Raw genomic sequence first — 17,541 nt, 5'->3', positions numbered from 1 at the left:
ATAATCTCTATACATACTGTTTATTAGATATGTGCTTACTTTACCCCCTATAAAGTAAGCACTAATTCTCTACTCTATTGGCTTTAATAATAGTAATTTATTTACCTATTTATTGAGCTTTACCAATATCTCTTAGCCTTATTGCAATTCATTAATCAGCCATTATTTAAGTCTGTTATAAAAGCTATTTTTATTGGCCTCACACACTCACATGTTTAATATAATCATGGTGAGTTATTTAGTGTGATTGATATTCTATTTGTTATAACATGCGCTAAAATTTAATCATTTACCTAGGAATTAACAATTATATGCTAGAAAATTTCATTTATATTTCAGATATGATCGGGGTGATAACCTGTGCAATTTCTGGTGTATTAGTCGCTACCAGACTGCGAATGGATCCTTTTGGTATTATTGTGCTAGCGGGTGTTACAGGTATTGGCGGTGGGACGTTACGCGATATGATGATGGGAGCTACACCTGTATTCTGGATTGTAGATAATACCTATATTTATGTGATTATCTTAACCGCATTACTGAGTGTGTTATGGTTACATCGTATTCACCGTTTTCCTGCATATCTGTTACCTATTTTTGACGCCTTTGGTTTAGCTATTTTTACCATTATTGGTGCGCAAAAAGCATTGATGTTAGGGTTTAGCGGTCCTGTTGCAATTGTTATGGGATGTATCACCGGGGTTGTTGGTGGCATGATCCGCGATATTTTAAGCGGGCAAATTCCTTTTGTATTGCAGAAAGAAATTTATGCCACTGCATCTATTCTAGGCGCTACTTTATATGTGTTATGTGATTATATTGAGCTCGGACCCATCTTCTCGATGGCGATTGCAATGTTAGGTACTTTATCTTTGAGATTGTGTGCTATTTATTATCACTTATCGTTACCCGTATTCAGCAATGATAGAGAGGCATAATATTTTTTCATTTATTTAACATTCTTTAAACAATTGTTTTGCAAACATAAACTTCAAATTGATAAACTCTATCGTCTAGTATGTATTATCAATTGTTGTGATTAATAGGTAGGGAAATGGAAGCAGTAACAAATTCAACACAACTGATTAATTGGTTTCGTAATTCAGCACCATATATTAATGCACATCGTCATAAAACCTTCGTGCTCATGATTGGCGGTGAAGCCTTAGAAACAGATAACTTTCAATATATTATCAATGATATTGCATTGCTCAATAGTCTGGGTGTTAAGTTAGTCCTAGTGCACGGCGTACGTCCGCAAATTCAAAAGCAGTTAGAGATGAATGGACACAGTAGTGAATTTTATCAAGATGTACGGATAACCGATGACCGCAGTTTAGCGTTAATTAAGCAAGCAATAGGACGAGTACAGATAGAGTTGCAAGCCGGGCTATCAATGGGGTTGGTGAATTCTCCAATGCAAGGAGCTGCTATTCGAACGGTCATTAGTAACGTGGTGACAGCACAACCGATCGGAGTTAAAGACGGTATCGATTTATGCCATGCTGGAAAAGTCAGACGTATTGATGTTGAAGGATTACGTACTCAGCTTTCTTCAGGTGCTATTCCAATTATCTCACCGATTGGTTATTCAGTGACTGGTGAAGTTTTTAATTTGTTAGCCGAAGAAGTGGCAACACAAGTTGCGATTGCTTTAAAAGCCGATAAATTGATTGGTTTTTGTTCTAACCAAGGTGTACTAGATGAACAAGGTAATGTGATTTCAGAATTATTACCTGAGCAAGCACAAGAGCATATTGACAAAAATGAACAATTATCAGGGCAAGCATCAGGTACATTACGATTTTTGCGCGCTGCCGTAGCAGCTTGTCAAGCTGACGTTACCCGTTGTCATTTACTTAGTTATCATCAAGATGGCGCGTTATTAAAAGAGCTATTTACACGAGATGGTACGGGCTCTCAGATAGTTAAAGAAAGTTATGAGCAAATTCGTCCTGCAACCATCGATGATATTGGTGGTTTAGTACAATTGATTGAGCCCCTTGAGAAACAAGGCATATTAGTAAAACGCTCTCGTGAATTACTAGAGAATGAGATTGAGTCATTCTTTATTGTTGAACGAGATGGCATGGTAATCGGTTGTGCTGCTTTATATCCATTTGCTGATGAAAAGACCGGTGAATTAGCTTGTTTAGTTAGCCATCCTAAATACCGAAGAGCGGCACGTGCTGACAACTTAGTGGCACATGTAGAACGTAAAGCAAGACAGTTGGGGTTAGAATCTATCTTTGTGTTAACCACACAAAGTATTCATTGGTTTAGAGAGCGTGGTTTTGTTTTTGCTGAAATTAATCAATTACCAGCAGAAAAAAAAGAGATGTACAATTTGAAGCGTAATTCTAAGGTACTAGTCAAAAAAATAATATGATTAATATAACTGTTAAGCAAAAGGAATTTTTTTTCAGTAAGTTAATAAATAACAGCGACTTGTTAAAGACGCTGTTTTTTCCAACTAACCTCTTTACGATAGGGGTGATGCTTTGTTTATCATCTTTCAGTGCAATTGCTCAAGATAAATATGTCTCTATAGGCACTGGTGGTATTAGCGGTGTCTATTATCCGACAGGTGGCGCGATCTGTTTTTTACTTAATCAAGTAAAGGGTATCGATAATATTCATTGTGATATCAAAAGCACACCGGGTTCTATTTATAACTTAGAAGCGTTAAAGAAAAAACAAATTGATGTGGTGGTTGTACAGTCTGATTGGCAATTCCATGTTTATAATGGCAGTTCTTTATTTAAAGATGAAGGGCCTTTTACTGACTTACGCTCTCTTTTCTCAGTGCATTCAGAGCCGTTTACTGTGCTAGCAAGAGAAGATGCAAATATTCAACGCTTTGAAGATCTTAAAGGTAAGCGGGTTAATATTGGTGCTGCTAATTCAGGGCAGCGCGCAACAATGGAAATGTTATTAGACCTTTATCATTGGCAAACATCTGACTTTAATGCATTAACTTCATTAACGCCTAGTGAGCAAGCTCAGGCACTCTGCGATCATAAAGTTGATGCGATTGTGTATGTGGTAGGGCATCCGAATAGCTCTATTAAAGAGGCGACTAGTGCTTGTAAAACACATTTAGTGAATGTTACTGGCGATAATATTTCAACGCTGATTGATACTCATGGTTATTATGAAAGTGCTAATATATCGGAGGGTATGTACCGCGGAACTCCTGATAAAACAGACACTTTTGGCGTTGGTGCGACAATTGTAACAACAGCTAGTTTACCTGACCATATTGCTTATGAAATGGTGAAAGCTGTCTTTGAACATCATCAAGAATTTATTCAATTGCATCCTTCTTTTAAAGGGTTAACTAAACAGGAAATGGTTTCACAATACCTGACTGCTCCACTGCATCCTGGTGCATTACGTTACTACAAAGAGGTGGGCTTGATACCCGCTACGTTAGTTAACTGATCCCGTTTACTTGCACCACAAATTATTTGCTTGTTAGAAGCCACTAAAGTAATCAAACCACTAAAGCCTTAAAACCTATTTGACCTATTTGCAAATTGTTAAGCAGATAGTTAAAGAAATAAGTGTTTGTTTCTTAATGATATTAACATTATTTGTTTACGGTTAATTAGCACAGAACTTTAATAGTTTATATTTTGATTTTCTTTGGGGTATAAAAAAACCTGTTATAAAACAGGCTTTTTTATCAAGCGTTAGGCATTAAAGAGTATAAACTATTTATGCTTACACTCACCATCAACAGGTTCACCGTAAAGGTATAAACTATGGTTTGTTAGTTTGATACCGTATTTTTCAGCGATCATAGTTTGGCGTTCTTCAATGATTGGATCATTAAATTCAATTACTTCGCCACACTTCAGACATACTAGGTGATCGTGGTGCTCTTTATGGGTTAGTTCGAAAACAGATTTTCCGCCTTCAAAATGGTGACGAGTAACAATGCCTGCATCATCAAATTGGTTTAATACACGGTATACTGTCGCTACACCCACTTCATCACCTTGATCTAGTAACTTTTTATACAGATCTTCAGCACTTAAATGCTGATTTTCTGGTAATTGTAATAAGCTTAAAATCTTTAAACGTGGCGATGTTACTTTTAAACCTGCTTCTTTAAGGGCTAAATTTTCATTACTCATCTTGTATCCTAACTGCTGTATGTTGAATTTAGTCGGCTAATTCTGCTAAGCACATTTCGTTATAAATTTGTTCAGACCAAGCTTTTACACGTGATGCTGTCAATTCAGGTTGACGATCTTCATCGATACCTAAACCAATAAAGTGGTTATCATCAACCATTGCTTTTGATGCTTCAAAGTCATAACCTTCTGATGACCAATTACCTACAATAATAGCACCTTTACTTTCAACTATATCGCCTAATTGTCCCATTGCATCTAAAAAGTACTCAGCATAATCTTCTTGATCACCACAACCAAAGATAGCAACTAGTTTATCTGTGAAGTCGATATCTTCTAGATCAGGGAAAAAATCATCCCAATCACATTGAGCTTCACCGTAGTACCAAGTAGGAATACCAAATAAAATAAGGCTGAATTCAGCAATATCTTCTTTACTGCTTTTGGCAATATCTTTTACTTCTACTAACTTGTTACCTAATTCTTTTTGTATCATTTTTGCAACAGCTTCAGTGTTACCTGTATCGCTACCAAAGAAAATACCTACGCTAGACATACTTTATACCTTAATTTATTTGATTTAACTGTGCGTGAAGTAGTTTATTAATTAACTCTGCACGACTTATAGATTGTGTATCAGATAGTGCATTCAGTTTATCAAATAATGCGCTATCTACTTTTAATTCGATTCTTTTTAAACCGTTTTGCTTATCTCTTAACGTCTGTTTTTGCTTATTTATTTTAAGCTGAACCTGACGAGAATGAGGATTACTTTTAGGTCTGCCTCGGCGAACCTCGTTTGCAAATAGATCGCTAGTAATGCGATCAAATGATTCCTTTGCCATTATGTTACCTAACAATTCTTACTTAACTACACTTACCTAACAATACAATCATTGAATTTAATTATTTAACCAATGCCTGAATTAACCCACACAATTTCAATCATTGCTTTTGCAATAAAGCCAATACAACTCAAAATATCACTACTCAAGCATCAACACGCGTTGATAATTGCTAAAGTCAGTGCTGGCATCTCAATTCAATTAGTTGATTGAGATTATCCTTACAACCTGTTTTGCTACTTTAAAAATATATATGCGCCATATCTAACTAATACTCAACATGAAATACAACCTAAGGTGATACACCTTTATGTGAATGGTAGTAGTTAGTTGGTTTTTTTTAGCTAACGACTTGCCTGAGCAAGTGTTGAGGCAAACATTTTAGTTGTTTTTGAGTGATTAACTTTAGTTAATCCTCTAGTTAACCCTAAATAACGATTCATTTATTATCAGGGTTAGAAAGTCCATTTCGGTTTCTAAGTCACTATTAAGTCACTTAGAAAACTGAGTTTTTGACTTGCTTGAATTTTGCAAGTGGAATGATAACGGGTATCGACATCAGATGCCATCTAAAATAGATAAATATGTCCTTAAAATGGTGATTTATTGAGCAAAAAAGTTAATCGCTAATCGGTTGAAGGTTTTTGGTTTTTCTGCATGTAGCCAATGCCCAGTGCCATTAATTACTTTTAGTTTGGCATTAGGGAATAGTTTTATAATGGCTGATTGGCTTGTTTCTTCAATGTAATCTGATAACTCGCCTTTGATGAACAAGGTAGGATTAGAATAGGCTGTGTCTTGCGCAGGCCAATCAATAATTGAACTGTAGTTGTGGTACAAATTTTCTAAATCATAAACAAATTGAAAACCATCACTCGTACGTTGATAAGACTTTAATAAGAATTGTCTAATCTCAGGCGTATCCACATATTCTGCCAGTACTTTGTCCGCTTCAGTTCTGCTTTGTACATTTGATGCTTTTACCGCTTTTAATCCAGCAAATACATCGCTGTGTTTATCGGCATGCGCTAAAGGAGCAATGTCAGCAACAATTAAACGTTGAATACGTTGTGGTTGTGTTAAAGCGCAACTCATTGCTATTTTCCCACCCATCGAATGACCTAGAATTGAAAACTCCTCAATTTGCAAATGATCTGCTAATTTGAAGATATCATCAGCCATTTCAGCGTAACTCATTGTACTTTTGCGTTCACTTTGACCATGATTTCGGACATCGACTAAGATAACGTCATATTCACTTTGCAGTTCTTTTCCGAGGCCAGATAGGTTAGATAAACTACCGAATAAGCCATGAATTAAAAAGATAACCTGATTTTTATCGGTTGATTCTTCACGAGTAGATGGTTTTAATTGGTAATTTAGTAGCATAACGGCTCATTTTAAGTAAAAATAAATAAAGTGTTAAAGAATAACAAATTATGCATCAAAGCTGAATGTATTTACAGTTCACTTATTATGTAGTTTACGAGTACTTTGATGGGTAAATAAGTCATGTCATGGGGATAAAATGAAGACGATTGAAATAGAAGATGATCTGTATAAGCATATTTTAAACAATATTGAAGCTTTCGGCGAAACTCCCTCGCAAATTCTTCGTCGTTTACTGGCGCTACCTAAAGAAAACAATTTAGTTGAAATTGAGGAAAGCCCAATTCAACCTCCTAAAGTGGAAACTGCTACGGATGATTCCACACCAACAGAAAAAGTAACTACAGCAGAAAAAGTTACAGATAACATGGAAAGTACTTTCACGCATAAAGGCGTTCGTGAATTGTTTAGTGATCCTGCTTTTAAAGCGGAAACGGTGATCACTAACAAATTTATGATGATGTTAACTACCATGTACTTCGAAAAAAAGGCTGCGTTTATCGAAGCTGCTGAAACAACCAAAGGGCGTACTCGTGCTTATTTGGGGACACAACTTGAAGAGTTATTAAACTCGGATAATGAAGAAGAGCTAGCACAATTTAAAGCTAGTAAACCTAGAGCCATTCCGAACACGCCGTATTGGGTGATTACGAATGCGAATACAGGACGTAAACGTATTATTTTGACGCAAATGATGGCATCAATGGGCTACCCACATCATTTGATCGGACGAATAAAAGAAGAAATTTAATTATACCAATAACAAATCTGAGGCACTTATGGCAATTCATCCACGCGCTGGTCAACCAGCTCAAGCAAATGATTTAGTTGATATTCCAAAACTAGTTTCTGCATATTATGTAAACTTACCGGACGTTGAAATCGCAGAGCAACAAGTTGCTTTTGGTACATCTGGTCATCGCGGTAGCTCTTTTAAATATGCATTTACCGAATTACATATTCTGGCTATTACCCAAGCACTTGCTGAGTACCGCAAAGAGCAAGGTTACACAGGCCCAATGTTTATTGGTAAAGATACACACGCTTTGTCTGAGCCTGCGTTTATCTCTGCAGTACAAGTGTTAGTTGAAAATGGTATTAAAGTGGTTGTTCAACAAGGTGGTGGTTACACGCCAACGCCTGTTATTTCTCACGCTATCTTACAATATAACCAAGCTAACCCTGATTCATTGGCAGATGGTATTGTTATCACACCTTCACACAATCCTCCTGAAGATGGTGGTTTTAAATATAACCCACCAAACGGCGGCCCAGCAGATAGTGATGTCACTAAAATAATTCAAGATCGTGCAAATGAAATATTAAACGATAATTACGATGATATTTTGCAAGCTGACTTCGATGAAGCAATGCAGTCTGATTTAGTTGAAGAGTACGATTATATTCAGCCATATGTTGATGACCTGAAGAATGTGCTAGATGTAGAAGCTATCGCAAAATCTGGCATCACTATTGGTGTGGATACATTAGGTGGTTCAGGTGTCGCGTACTGGCCTGTTATTGCTGAAACCTACGGCATTAATATTGAAGTAGTGAATGATCGTGTTGACCCAACATTTTCATTTATGACATTAGATAAAGATGGAAAAATCCGTATGGATTGTTCATCACCTTATGCGATGGCTGGATTGATTGAGCTAAAAGATAAATTTGATGTCGCTGTTGCTAATGACCCAGATTACGACCGTCACGGTATCGTCACTAAATCATCTGGTTTATTAAATCCAAATCATTATCTTGCTGTTGCAATTAATTACTTATTTACACACCGTAGTGAATGGCCTGACAAAGCAATTGTAGGTAAGACATTAGTATCAAGCTCAATGATTGACCGTGTTGTTAATGACTTAGGTCGTGACATGTCGGAAGTACCAGTGGGCTTCAAATGGTTTGTTGATGGCTTGTATGATGGTAGCTTTGGATTTGGTGGGGAAGAAAGTGCTGGTGCCTCTTTCTTACGTAAAGACGGTACGGTTTGGAGTACAGATAAAGATGGGATCATCTTAGCGTTGCTAGCTGCTGAAATCATTGCTGTTACTAAGAAAGATCCAGGCGAACATTATGCTGAGTTTGTTGCTAAATTCGGTGCGCCTGTTTACCAGCGTTTTGATGCACCTGCATCACCAGAGCAAAAGAAAGTACTGGCTAATTTAAGCCCTGAAATGGTAGAAGCGGAAACGCTAGCAGGTGAGAAAATCACCGCTAAATTAACCCATGCACCAGGTAATGGGGCAGCTATTGGCGGCTTAAAAGTGACTACTGAGAATGGCTGGTTTGCTGCACGTCCATCGGGCACTGAAAATATTTATAAAATTTACTCTGAGTCTTTCTTGGGCGAGGAACATATCGCATTGATTCAAACAGAAGCACAAGAAATAGTTGCGCAAGCGTTTGCTAAAGCTGGTTTATAACAGTGAGCACTTATTCCATTAGTGGAGTATGAGTTAAACTTAAATGATTGTTTTTAGGCGAGGTTTTTACCTCGCCTTTTTTATATCCCACTTTTTAACCTAATATCCTCAATAATTCATTTCAATATAATTTTTATTAAAGTTGTTTTTTGATGGTTTTTTTAGTATTACTTTATGTGTACGAAGAATAACCTGTTTTATTCGACTGTATTGCTCTTTTGGGCTCATTATTTATACAAGAAAGTTTTACACGCGATAGAACTGATACCGATTACATAAAATAAGTAATCATTTCGTTGGTGTGATTGGTATTACTTTAACTATTTATAAAATTAATGGGTATATCATGGCGACTAAACAAAAAACATCAGTTGCAGTACCGTCAGTCAATTGTGCTGAAATGCAACAAGCGATTATCGACCGCCTCCACAAAGGGCTGGGAACAGATAAAAATAAAGCAAATAATAAAGCTTGGTGGAATGCAACATGCCAAGCAGTCAATGAACTTGTTTTTGAGAAGTTGACACAAACACATCAGAATCATGCCGAAAAAGATACACGTGCGGTTAATTACTTATCTCTTGAGTTTTTAATGGGGCGGCTATTATCAAACAACCTACAGAACCTAGAAGTATTTGATGTTACGCAACAGGCGTTAAAAGCATTAGGTAAAGACCTCTACGAAATATGCGATGAAGAGCCAGATATGGCCTTAGGCAATGGAGGACTTGGGCGGCTAGCAGCTTGTTTTATCGATTCCTTAGCAACCTTAGGTTATCCCGCAATAGGCTATGGTATTCACTATGAGCATGGTTTATTTAAACAAGAGTTTCAAGATGGCCGTCAAATAGAGCGGCCTGATACATGGCGTGAATATGGTAACCCTTGGGAAATTTGTCGCCCTGAGTCGATTCAATTTGTACCCTTGTACGGTTATGTTGAAACAGTCTACGAACAAGGTAAAGGTTCTCGCAAGGTGTGGCATGCAGGACAAAAATTAAAAGGCGTACCTTGGGACATTCCGATTGTTGGGTATGGTGCAAAAACCGTTAATATCCTCCGTTTATGGGAAAGCCGTTCCCATGAAGCATTTGACTGGGACGTATTTAATGCCGGTGGTTATGTGGATGCTCAAGCTGAAAAATCCAAAGCAGAGACGGTATCTAAAGTACTTTATCCAAATGATTCAACAGATGCAGGTAAAGAGCTACGTTTAATTCAGCAATACTTTTTCTGTGCTTGTTCGGTAAAGGATATTTTACGCCGTTTTAAACGCGCAAATAAAGAAGACTGGTCATTACTTCCTGAAAAGGTGGCAATTCAGCTAAATGATACGCATCCAACAATTGCAATCCCCGAGTTAATGCGCATTTTAATTGATGAAGAAGGTTTGGAGTGGCCGGAAGCATGGGAGATTTGTCAAAAAACATTCGCTTATACTAATCACACTCTGTTGCCTGAAGCGTTAGAGAAATGGTCTGTAGCACTATTTGAAAAAGTATTGCCTCGTCATTTAGAGATTATCTATGAAATTAACTCTCAATTCTTAACTAAAGTCGTTGAGAAAAAATGGCCGGGTGATGATGCTAAAAAATCTAAGTTATCGGTTATTGAAGAGTCTCAACCACGCATGGTACGTATGGCAAACCTTTGTGTTATTACTGCTTATAAAGTTAATGGCGTTGCGGCTGTTCATTCTGAGCTAGTAAAAACGGATCTATTTCCTGAGTTCCACGAGTTATTTCCAACCAAACTAGTCAATGTAACTAATGGTGTTACACCACGTCGTTGGTTAAAAGCTTGTAATCCAGGCTTAGCCACTTTGTTAGATGAGACAATTGGTGACGATTGGGTGCTTAATCTAGATAAACTCAAAGGTATTTTACCTAAAGCAACAGATAGTGATTTTCAACAACGCTTTATGGACATAAAAAAAGAAAATAAAATGGTGATGGCTAAAATCATTAAAGAAGAAACGGACGTTGAAGTTTCCGTAGATGCCATTTTTGATGTGCAAATTAAACGTTTACATGAATATAAGCGCCAACAATTAAATTTGATTCATATTTTAACGTTATACAAACGCCTCTTAGAAGATCCTGATTACGATATGATACCTCGTGTCTTCTTATTTGGTGCCAAAGCTGCACCGGGTTATCACATGGCAAAAGAGATAATTTTTGCGCTAAATAAAATAGCTGACAAAGTTAATAATGATGTCCGTATCAAGGATAAATTGAAGGTGGTGTTTTTACCTAATTATCGAGTGTCATTAGCGGAGAAAATGTTTCCTGCCGCAGATGTTTCTGAACAAATTTCAACAGCAGGTTTGGAAGCATCAGGTACAGGTAATATGAAGTTTTCTTTAAATGGTGCGTTGACTATTGGCACTATGGATGGCGCGAATATTGAGATGGCTGAGGAGATTGGTGCTGAGCACATGTTTATCTTTGGGTTAAGCGTTGAAGAAGTGAAAGCACTAAAGGCAGAAGGGTATAATCCGTATGATTATTACTATAATAATCCAGAATTGAAATCAGTATTAGATTGGCTAGACAGTGATTTTTTCACCCCTAGTCACCCTGGTTTATTATCGGATATTAAACGTAGTTTATTAGATTGGGGCGATGAATATCTGTGTCTTGCTGACTATGAATCTTATGTTAATGCGCATCAAGCTATCGATACTTTGTATCGTGATCAATCTGCTTGGGCTGAAAAAGCGATCTTAAACGCAGGGGCTATGGGTAAGTTTAATTCAGATAGATCAATCGAAGATTATGCAACTAAAATTTGGAATTTGAAAAAATTTCCGATCACTTAATGATGTAAATCATTAAAAGATAAAAGGCGACTCTTTCAGTGTCGCCTTTTTTATTTAAAGCGAGTTACAATCAAGCATGATGTATAACGGGTTAAGAGGTTATTATGCTTACACAAAAAACAGCTCCAAAAAAAAATAATCAAGAAAATGATATCTGCGAAGCTTGCGGTACTTTTGTTGAACTTGGCTCAGTCATTACAGAGGATGATACGTTGCTTATCTTGCCTTTTAGCGGCCCTGATAAAACGAGTGTTGAACAATTAGCCGATAAATATATTCAAGCTGCACAAACACGGTTTCCGGAAGTAGTGGTATCTGTCGATTATAAAGAGATTGAATATGCAATCGAAAGTAAAGTTAGTTTAAAATTTGAGTGCACTGCAGAGAAGTTAATTTACGAAATGGGACTAAGCAGTATTTAAATCAATTACAATGAGTAGCTTAACTATTTTACTTGCTAAAATAGCTCACTTCTTGGTTGTAAATTTCGTAAAAGTGAACAGCTATTTACGAAATTTACGCCTTGAATTTAATGGTTTTTCCGATGCAAATTTTGGGTTGTATATCTAATGTAATTAGTATTAAGCGGTGAGCAGATTTCAAACCTTTTTGTTTATTAGATAAATTTAAATTAATTAAGTTATTTTTTAAGGGCAGAGTTGGCACTTAAAATTGCTTCCTATTAATCTAATAACCAACTTTTTTTCTCGCAATTGAAAACTTCATTTCTTAATTTTCTGCTTAATCGTTATACTTAACCTTTAACTAATTATTTTGACTGTTTTGGAGCATACATTGCTAATTAAAGATTTACCCATTGATCAGCGTTTGATCACTTCTGTTTCACATTTAGGTTTTAAAGAAACAACACAAATTCAAGCTGATTCCATTCCGGTGGCAATTGCAGGGAAAGATCTTTTAGCATCCTCTAAAACTGGCTCGGGCAAAACACTTGCGTATCTATTACCAGCAATGCAGCGTGTTCTAAAAAGCCGTGCGCTAACACGTCGTGATCCGCGAGTATTAATTCTTACTCCAACCCGTGAGTTAGCAAAACAGGTTTATGCTCAATTACGTTTATTGGTTTCAAATACTAGTGTTAAGTCTATTTTGGTATTAGGTGGCGAAAATTTTAATGATCAAGTAAAGGCGATTGATAAAGACCCGCACTTTATTGTTGGAACTCCCGGCCGAATTGTTGATCATGTTAAAAAAGGTCTTTTACACTTACCTGGTTTAGAGCTGCTAATTTTAGATGAAGCAGATCGAATGTTGGACTTGGGTTTTGCTGAGCAACTCACTGCTATCAACGAAGCGGCAAATCATCGTTTACGTCAGACATTAATGTTCTCTGCAACTTTAGGTCACGGTGAAGTTAATGAGTTTGCAGGGCATCTATTAAAATCACCTATTCGCATTGCGGTAGGCGAAGAGAATCAACAACACAGTGAGATCACACAGCGCTTTTATTTGGCTGATAACCTTAATCAAAAAGAGAAATTGTTATTCCATTTCTTAAAAGAAGAAAAGATTGATCAAGCGATTATCTTTACCGCAACACGTGCTGATACAGAGCGTTTAAGTGCTATTTTGATTGAAAAAGGATTGTCTGCTACAGCCTTACATGGTGACCTTTCTCAAGCAAATCGTAATAAAATAATGGATTCATTCTCTCGCGGAAAGCAAAAAATATTAGTAACAACTGATATTGCCTCACGTGGTTTGGATTTAGTACATGTTAGCCATGTTTTAAACTTTGATATTCCTAAGCATACTGAAGAGTACATTCATCGTATTGGCCGTACAGGCCGTGCAGGTGAATTGGGCGATGCAATTTCTATTATTGGCCCAAAAGATTGGAATAATTTTAAGAAAGTAGAAAGCTTTGTTGCTCAAAAAATTAGCTTTGATAAGGTGGAAGGCATCAATCCTAAATTTAAAGGTTTGAAGCCGGCAGTTAAGAAAGTTGTTAAAGAGAAAAAAACCGTTGCTGATAAGAAAAAAACAACAGTTAAAAAAGCGAGAGTAAGTAACAAAAAACAAGAAAATGTTTTCCATGAATCAATTGATGTTGGTGCTGCACCAATGCGCCGTAAAAAACGTGTCATTATTGATGATTCAGAAGATTAATCATTAACTTATCGTTATTTATTAAAGCGCCTCGCTGAGTAATCACCGGGGCTTTTTTTGATCTTTTTATTTGCCATTACGTATTAATAAACAATATCCGAAGCAGTATTTATCACAATGGATATCAATATTAGAAAGGTGAAATGATGGATATTAATAAAATGAAAAAACGCCATTTACTACAAGTATTTGAGTTAATTACTAGTAAGGGTGTTAAGTCAGAAGGTGTATATCAATATCAAGATATCACCGCTTCACATGACTTTGATGGTTATACATGTTGGTTAGCCTTTAAAGACTTAACCGTTACATTATTATTTCACGGTGCTTATGACTTAGATTATGACAATGAAGAAACGCTAAAAATCTTCTTTAATAAAGTCGCGAAGTTACTAGACGATTAAGTATTAACAGATAAGTTGATCATGATGAATACATTGAATCCAGACGAAGTTAAAAAATTCCAAGCAATGGCTAGTGAGTGGTGGGATCCGCAGGGAAAGTTTAAACCATTACATCAATTAAACCCAACGCGTCTTGCCCACATCACTCAACAGATAACCTCGCACTACCGAAGAGATAGTCAATCAACCTTGCCATTTAAAGGGTTACGTTTATTAGATATTGGTTGTGGTGGAGGCTTATTAAGTGAGCCAATGGCTGCTCTTGGAGCTGATGTATTGGGAGCAGATGCTGCTCAGAATAATATTCCTGTTGCACGATTACATGCACAACAATCTGGCCTAAACATCGATTATCGTAATACATTAGCTGAAAACTTATTGGAAGAAGGTGAGTTGTTTGATGTGATATTGAATATGGAAGTCATTGAACATGTGGCTAACCCCAGTGCTTTTTTAGATGCCTGTGGTCGCATGCTCAAGCCTGGCGGGTTAATGATTTGTTCGACAATCAATCGTAATATAAAAAGCTACGTGGTTGCTATTTTTGGCGCTGAAAGAGTAATGCGTTGGTTGCCAATTGGTACTCATCAATGGAGTAAGTTTATTAAGCCTGTTGAGTTACAAAAAATGATTAATCAAGCTCAGTTAAATATCCAAGATCAGCGAGGTTTTGTGTTTAATCCACTAAAATGGAGTTGGTCTATATCAGCAAAGGATCTATCTGTTAATTATGTTATGAGCATTGTAAAACCAATGGACTCAATAGATAAAAAAGATTATTCCTTAAACGTCGAATGAGCTATATTTCAACTAGTTATTTAAATTTTTAAGGTTATTCAAACTCTCTAATACTGCATGTTAAAAACTAATTAAATAGTTTTATAAGGTCTTTAATATTAGTTATTTAATATTGATCTACACTAATGCCACTGGAGTAAATAACTTTATACTATTATTTTTAATGCTCAAAAAAGGAGCTTAATGTGTCACGATTCTCTGGAATAACCGATAACCCTCATGAAGGGCGATTTCATCAAAAAACAGGTATTTTACTAACAAATTTAGGTAGTCCAGATGAGCCTTCTACTAAAGCGGTTCGTACTTATTTGCGAGAATTTTTATCGGATCGACGCATTGTTGAAATACCGAGACTTATTTGGATGATAATTTTACACGGTATCGTGTTACGAGTAAGACCCAAAAAGTCTGCTAATTTATATAAAAGTATCTGGACAGAAAAGGGCTCTCCTTTAACTCATATTACTGAGTTACAGCGTGACAAATTAAGTTCGCTTTTAAAAGAAAAAGGTTACCAAAATACGGAAGTAGTGATGAGTATGCGCTACGGAAATCCATCTATTGAATCTGGTTTACAAGAGTTACGTGAGAAAGGTTTTACACGTATTGTGGTGTTGCCTTTATACCCTCAATATTCCAGTCCTACGACAGGTTCAACTTTTGATGCCGTGTCTAGAGTATTACAAACATGGCGCTGGGTACCTGAGTTACATTTTATCAATGGCTACCATAAAAACACTAGTTACATAGATTCGTTAGCGAATAGTGTTGCTGAGGATTTACAAAAGAATGGTACACCACAAAAGATTGTTTTTTCGTATCATGGTATGCCTAAATTGTTTTTAGAAAATGGCGACCCATATTACTGTTTATGTTTGCAAACAACACGTTTGGTCGTGGAAAAGCTAAATCTAGATAAAGACTTAGTTATTAGTACTTTCCAAAGTCGTTTTGGTAAAGCTGAATGGTTAAAACCTTACACTGATGCGACGTTAGAAAGTTTGCCTGCACAAGGTATTAAAGATGTTGCGATTATTAGTCCTGCTTTTAGTGCTGACTGTTTGGAGACCTTAGAAGAGCTAGAATCAGAGAATAGAGAGATATTTGAAGAAGCTGGTGGTGAAAAGTACCGTTATATTGCAGCGTTAAATGATCGTGATGATCATATTGAAGCGATGTTTGAGGTATTAAAGCCTAATTTATAAAGTATTCACATGATAAAAATGCCCCGTTAAGTGATACTTATACGGGGCATTTTTTATTAGCTTATTTTATAACGCGTCTTTTGGCTCTGATGTTGGTGTAACAGCATTCTTTTCTTGGTAAGCATCTGTTCCCCATAGCGGTACAGTTGAAAGGCTATGTTTAAAGCTACCTGATGTTTCTTTAGTTGAATATGATACATACATTAAGGTTTGGTTTTCAGTATCAAAAATACGGCGTATTTTCATATTTTTAAAGAAAATACTTTTTGATTTTTTAAACACCACTTCCCCTGATTTACTTTTATCAATATTAGCGATCATTGCTGATGTAATTTCACCCGTTTGACGACATGCAATAGCACTATCACTTGGATCAGAAAAGCTTAAATCAGCTTCAATCGAGGCAATGTGGCAAGTTACACCTGAGACTAATGGGTCTTTTAATATATTGAGTTTAATGTCTTGCGTGGTAAATAAACCTAAGCTTACGTCACCTACTTCATCTTGAGAGCAGCCCCTCAGTACAAAGAAGCCAATGATTAGTAGTACTACTACCATAATAATTATTTTTATTTTCTTTAACATAGTTATATCCTATTTTTTAAAGTCCCACGAAAGGTTCGAGACAAGTTGGCATTGGTCGCACTTAAAGTCAAAAATATCGAATAGTGGCTCACTTAATTTCCATTCACCGCCGCAGCTTGGGCAAGGCCTATTCTGCTCTTCTTGTAGTGATTTACCAGCGACTCGATATAAATAATAATAAGTAGGGACTTTAGTTATATATTGGATGCGTTTGCATAAGTTAGTGCCACGGTAAAAGAATTTACTGTCAACTTCCCCTAGCTCTTTTAGTGCAGCACTTGATACCGCTGAACCATTCATTTGCAACTCATCCAAGTTAACCCATTCTTCTTGCCATTTTATTGCACTTTTTCGGTCGCCGTTGCTTATCTCTTCTGGTGTACGATAAAGAGGAATAGGCGCTAAAGTTTCACCACAGCGCAGTGGCGAGCAAGTATCTAAAAAGGTGGTATATAAGATTTGCCAACTTGGGGTGAAGTTAGTTGCGCATTGTTGTGAGTTAAGGTCTTCCGCAATAGTCTTTACTTTTGGAGCTAATAAGCCTGCGTTAGTTAACCCTTGCAAGGCATGTGTGACCTGGGGGCTGTTAAAGCGTGCGTGTAAACTATGCTCTTCAGGGCATACTAAACGAGTTGTGAAAATTGCTCCTTGCATAGCCACGGGGAACTCTCTGCCAAGTATCTGTCCATTGTAACGCAACATATCCAAGTAGTTGTTGATAGCTCGCTCTACCGCGGCATATTGTGTATCTTGATAGCATTCAAAGCTTAATTCTTTAATATACACG

General features: G+C 36.7%; 17 protein-coding genes. 11 read left to right on the top strand and 6 right to left on the bottom strand.

Annotation, left to right across the window (positions count from 1 at the left end):
* The first annotated feature begins 311 nt into the window (after positions 1 to 311).
* From V5290_RS07115 to V5290_RS07105, 3 genes are all read left to right on the top strand, one after another.
* The gene (locus tag V5290_RS07115) at positions 312 to 938 is read left to right on the top strand and encodes a trimeric intracellular cation channel family protein (RefSeq protein ID WP_333383331.1); all 627 of its coding nucleotides are present in this window, start codon (positions 312 to 314) and stop codon (positions 936 to 938) included.
* A gap of 116 nt (positions 939 to 1,054) precedes the next feature.
* Entirely contained in the window at positions 1,055 to 2,389 is a 1,335-nt protein-coding gene (gene argA / locus V5290_RS07110; protein ID WP_333383328.1) for an amino-acid N-acetyltransferase, read from the top strand.
* 104 nt (positions 2,390 to 2,493) lie between these two features.
* Positions 2,494 to 3,444: a TAXI family TRAP transporter solute-binding subunit gene (locus V5290_RS07105; RefSeq protein ID WP_416351603.1), complete on the top strand. Its 951-nt coding sequence runs from the start codon at positions 2,494 to 2,496 to the stop codon at positions 3,442 to 3,444.
* A gap of 272 nt (positions 3,445 to 3,716) precedes the next feature.
* Here the strand turns inward: V5290_RS07105 and fur are convergent, their stop codons facing one another.
* The 4 genes from fur to V5290_RS07085 all read right to left on the bottom strand — a co-directional run bounded on the left by fur (position 3,717) and on the right by V5290_RS07085 (position 6,376).
* The gene (fur, locus tag V5290_RS07100) at positions 3,717 to 4,142 is read right to left on the bottom strand and encodes a ferric iron uptake transcriptional regulator (protein WP_333383323.1); all 426 of its coding nucleotides are present in this window, start codon (positions 4,140 to 4,142) and stop codon (positions 3,717 to 3,719) included.
* 28 nt (positions 4,143 to 4,170) lie between these two features.
* Positions 4,171 to 4,698 (bottom strand): flavodoxin FldA, encoded by a 528-nt coding sequence (gene fldA / locus V5290_RS07095; protein WP_113820483.1) that lies wholly within the window; start codon positions 4,696 to 4,698, stop codon positions 4,171 to 4,173.
* 10 nt (positions 4,699 to 4,708) lie between these two features.
* Entirely contained in the window at positions 4,709 to 4,987 is a 279-nt protein-coding gene (gene ybfE, locus V5290_RS07090) for a LexA regulated protein (protein ID WP_333383317.1), read from the bottom strand.
* A gap of 603 nt (positions 4,988 to 5,590) precedes the next feature.
* Complete coding sequence (locus tag V5290_RS07085) at positions 5,591 to 6,376, bottom strand: alpha/beta fold hydrolase (protein ID WP_333383314.1); 786 nt, start codon at positions 6,374 to 6,376, stop codon at positions 5,591 to 5,593.
* 139 nt (positions 6,377 to 6,515) lie between these two features.
* Between V5290_RS07085 and V5290_RS07080 the strand changes: the two genes are divergently transcribed.
* From V5290_RS07080 to hemH, 8 genes are all read left to right on the top strand, one after another.
* The gene (locus V5290_RS07080; RefSeq protein ID WP_333383312.1) at positions 6,516 to 7,127 is read left to right on the top strand and encodes a replication initiation regulator SeqA; all 612 of its coding nucleotides are present in this window, start codon (positions 6,516 to 6,518) and stop codon (positions 7,125 to 7,127) included.
* Positions 7,128 to 7,155: 28 nt separating this feature from the next.
* The gene (gene pgm / locus V5290_RS07075) at positions 7,156 to 8,808 is read left to right on the top strand and encodes a phosphoglucomutase (alpha-D-glucose-1,6-bisphosphate-dependent) (protein WP_333383308.1); all 1,653 of its coding nucleotides are present in this window, start codon (positions 7,156 to 7,158) and stop codon (positions 8,806 to 8,808) included.
* A gap of 346 nt (positions 8,809 to 9,154) precedes the next feature.
* The gene (locus tag V5290_RS07070; RefSeq protein WP_333383306.1) at positions 9,155 to 11,632 is read left to right on the top strand and encodes a glycogen/starch/alpha-glucan phosphorylase; all 2,478 of its coding nucleotides are present in this window, start codon (positions 9,155 to 9,157) and stop codon (positions 11,630 to 11,632) included.
* A 104-nt stretch (positions 11,633 to 11,736) separates the two neighbouring features.
* Positions 11,737 to 12,054: a DUF406 family protein gene (locus V5290_RS07065; protein ID WP_333383302.1), complete on the top strand. Its 318-nt coding sequence runs from the start codon at positions 11,737 to 11,739 to the stop codon at positions 12,052 to 12,054.
* A gap of 373 nt (positions 12,055 to 12,427) precedes the next feature.
* Positions 12,428 to 13,762, top strand: coding sequence for a DEAD/DEAH box helicase (locus V5290_RS07060; protein ID WP_333383299.1), 1,335 nt, complete (start codon positions 12,428 to 12,430; stop codon positions 13,760 to 13,762).
* A gap of 146 nt (positions 13,763 to 13,908) precedes the next feature.
* Positions 13,909 to 14,166 (top strand): DUF3081 family protein, encoded by a 258-nt coding sequence (locus tag V5290_RS07055; protein ID WP_333383297.1) that lies wholly within the window; start codon positions 13,909 to 13,911, stop codon positions 14,164 to 14,166.
* 21 nt (positions 14,167 to 14,187) lie between these two features.
* Complete coding sequence (gene ubiG / locus V5290_RS07050) at positions 14,188 to 14,964, top strand: bifunctional 2-polyprenyl-6-hydroxyphenol methylase/3-demethylubiquinol 3-O-methyltransferase UbiG (protein ID WP_333383293.1); 777 nt, start codon at positions 14,188 to 14,190, stop codon at positions 14,962 to 14,964.
* A 185-nt stretch (positions 14,965 to 15,149) separates the two neighbouring features.
* Positions 15,150 to 16,169 carry a ferrochelatase gene (gene hemH / locus V5290_RS07045; protein WP_333383291.1) on the top strand — a complete coding sequence of 340 codons (1,020 nt, stop codon included), beginning with the start codon at positions 15,150 to 15,152 and terminating at the stop codon, positions 16,167 to 16,169.
* A gap of 66 nt (positions 16,170 to 16,235) precedes the next feature.
* Here the strand turns inward: hemH and V5290_RS07040 are convergent, their stop codons facing one another.
* On the bottom strand, positions 16,236 to 16,727 hold the full coding sequence (locus V5290_RS07040; RefSeq protein WP_333383879.1) for a CreA family protein: 492 nt from the start codon (positions 16,725 to 16,727) through the stop codon (positions 16,236 to 16,238).
* Between the two features lie 36 nt (positions 16,728 to 16,763).
* Positions 16,764 to 17,540, bottom strand: coding sequence for a Zn-ribbon-containing protein (locus V5290_RS07035; protein WP_333383288.1), 777 nt, complete (start codon positions 17,538 to 17,540; stop codon positions 16,764 to 16,766).
* Between the last annotated feature and the right edge of the window lies 1 nt (position 17,541).

This window comes from Psychromonas arctica (genome assembly GCF_036697365.1).
Taxonomy (GTDB): domain Bacteria; phylum Pseudomonadota; class Gammaproteobacteria; order Enterobacterales; family Psychromonadaceae; genus Psychromonas; species Psychromonas arctica_A.
This window is presented reverse-complemented; position numbering and strand designations above follow the sequence as displayed.

Coding starts and splice junctions, on each gene's coding strand:
- V5290_RS07070 (WP_333383306.1), top strand. CDS start 9,155: ATGGCGACTAAACAAAAAACATCAGTTGCAGTACCGTCAGTCAATTGT.
- pgm (WP_333383308.1), top strand. CDS start 7,156: ATGGCAATTCATCCACGCGCTGGTCAACCAGCTCAAGCAAATGATTTA.
- V5290_RS07080 (WP_333383312.1), top strand. CDS start 6,516: ATGAAGACGATTGAAATAGAAGATGATCTGTATAAGCATATTTTAAAC.
- argA (WP_333383328.1), top strand. CDS start 1,055: ATGGAAGCAGTAACAAATTCAACACAACTGATTAATTGGTTTCGTAAT.
- V5290_RS07055 (WP_333383297.1), top strand. CDS start 13,909: ATGGATATTAATAAAATGAAAAAACGCCATTTACTACAAGTATTTGAG.
- fur (WP_333383323.1), bottom strand. CDS start 4,142: ATGAGTAATGAAAATTTAGCCCTTAAAGAAGCAGGTTTAAAAGTAACA.
- ybfE (WP_333383317.1), bottom strand. CDS start 4,987: ATGGCAAAGGAATCATTTGATCGCATTACTAGCGATCTATTTGCAAAC.
- V5290_RS07085 (WP_333383314.1), bottom strand. CDS start 6,376: ATGCTACTAAATTACCAATTAAAACCATCTACTCGTGAAGAATCAACC.
- fldA (WP_113820483.1), bottom strand. CDS start 4,698: ATGTCTAGCGTAGGTATTTTCTTTGGTAGCGATACAGGTAACACTGAA.
- ubiG (WP_333383293.1), top strand. CDS start 14,188: ATGATGAATACATTGAATCCAGACGAAGTTAAAAAATTCCAAGCAATG.
- V5290_RS07065 (WP_333383302.1), top strand. CDS start 11,737: ATGCTTACACAAAAAACAGCTCCAAAAAAAAATAATCAAGAAAATGAT.
- V5290_RS07115 (WP_333383331.1), top strand. CDS start 312: ATGCTAGAAAATTTCATTTATATTTCAGATATGATCGGGGTGATAACC.
- V5290_RS07040 (WP_333383879.1), bottom strand. CDS start 16,727: ATGGTAGTAGTACTACTAATCATTGGCTTCTTTGTACTGAGGGGCTGC.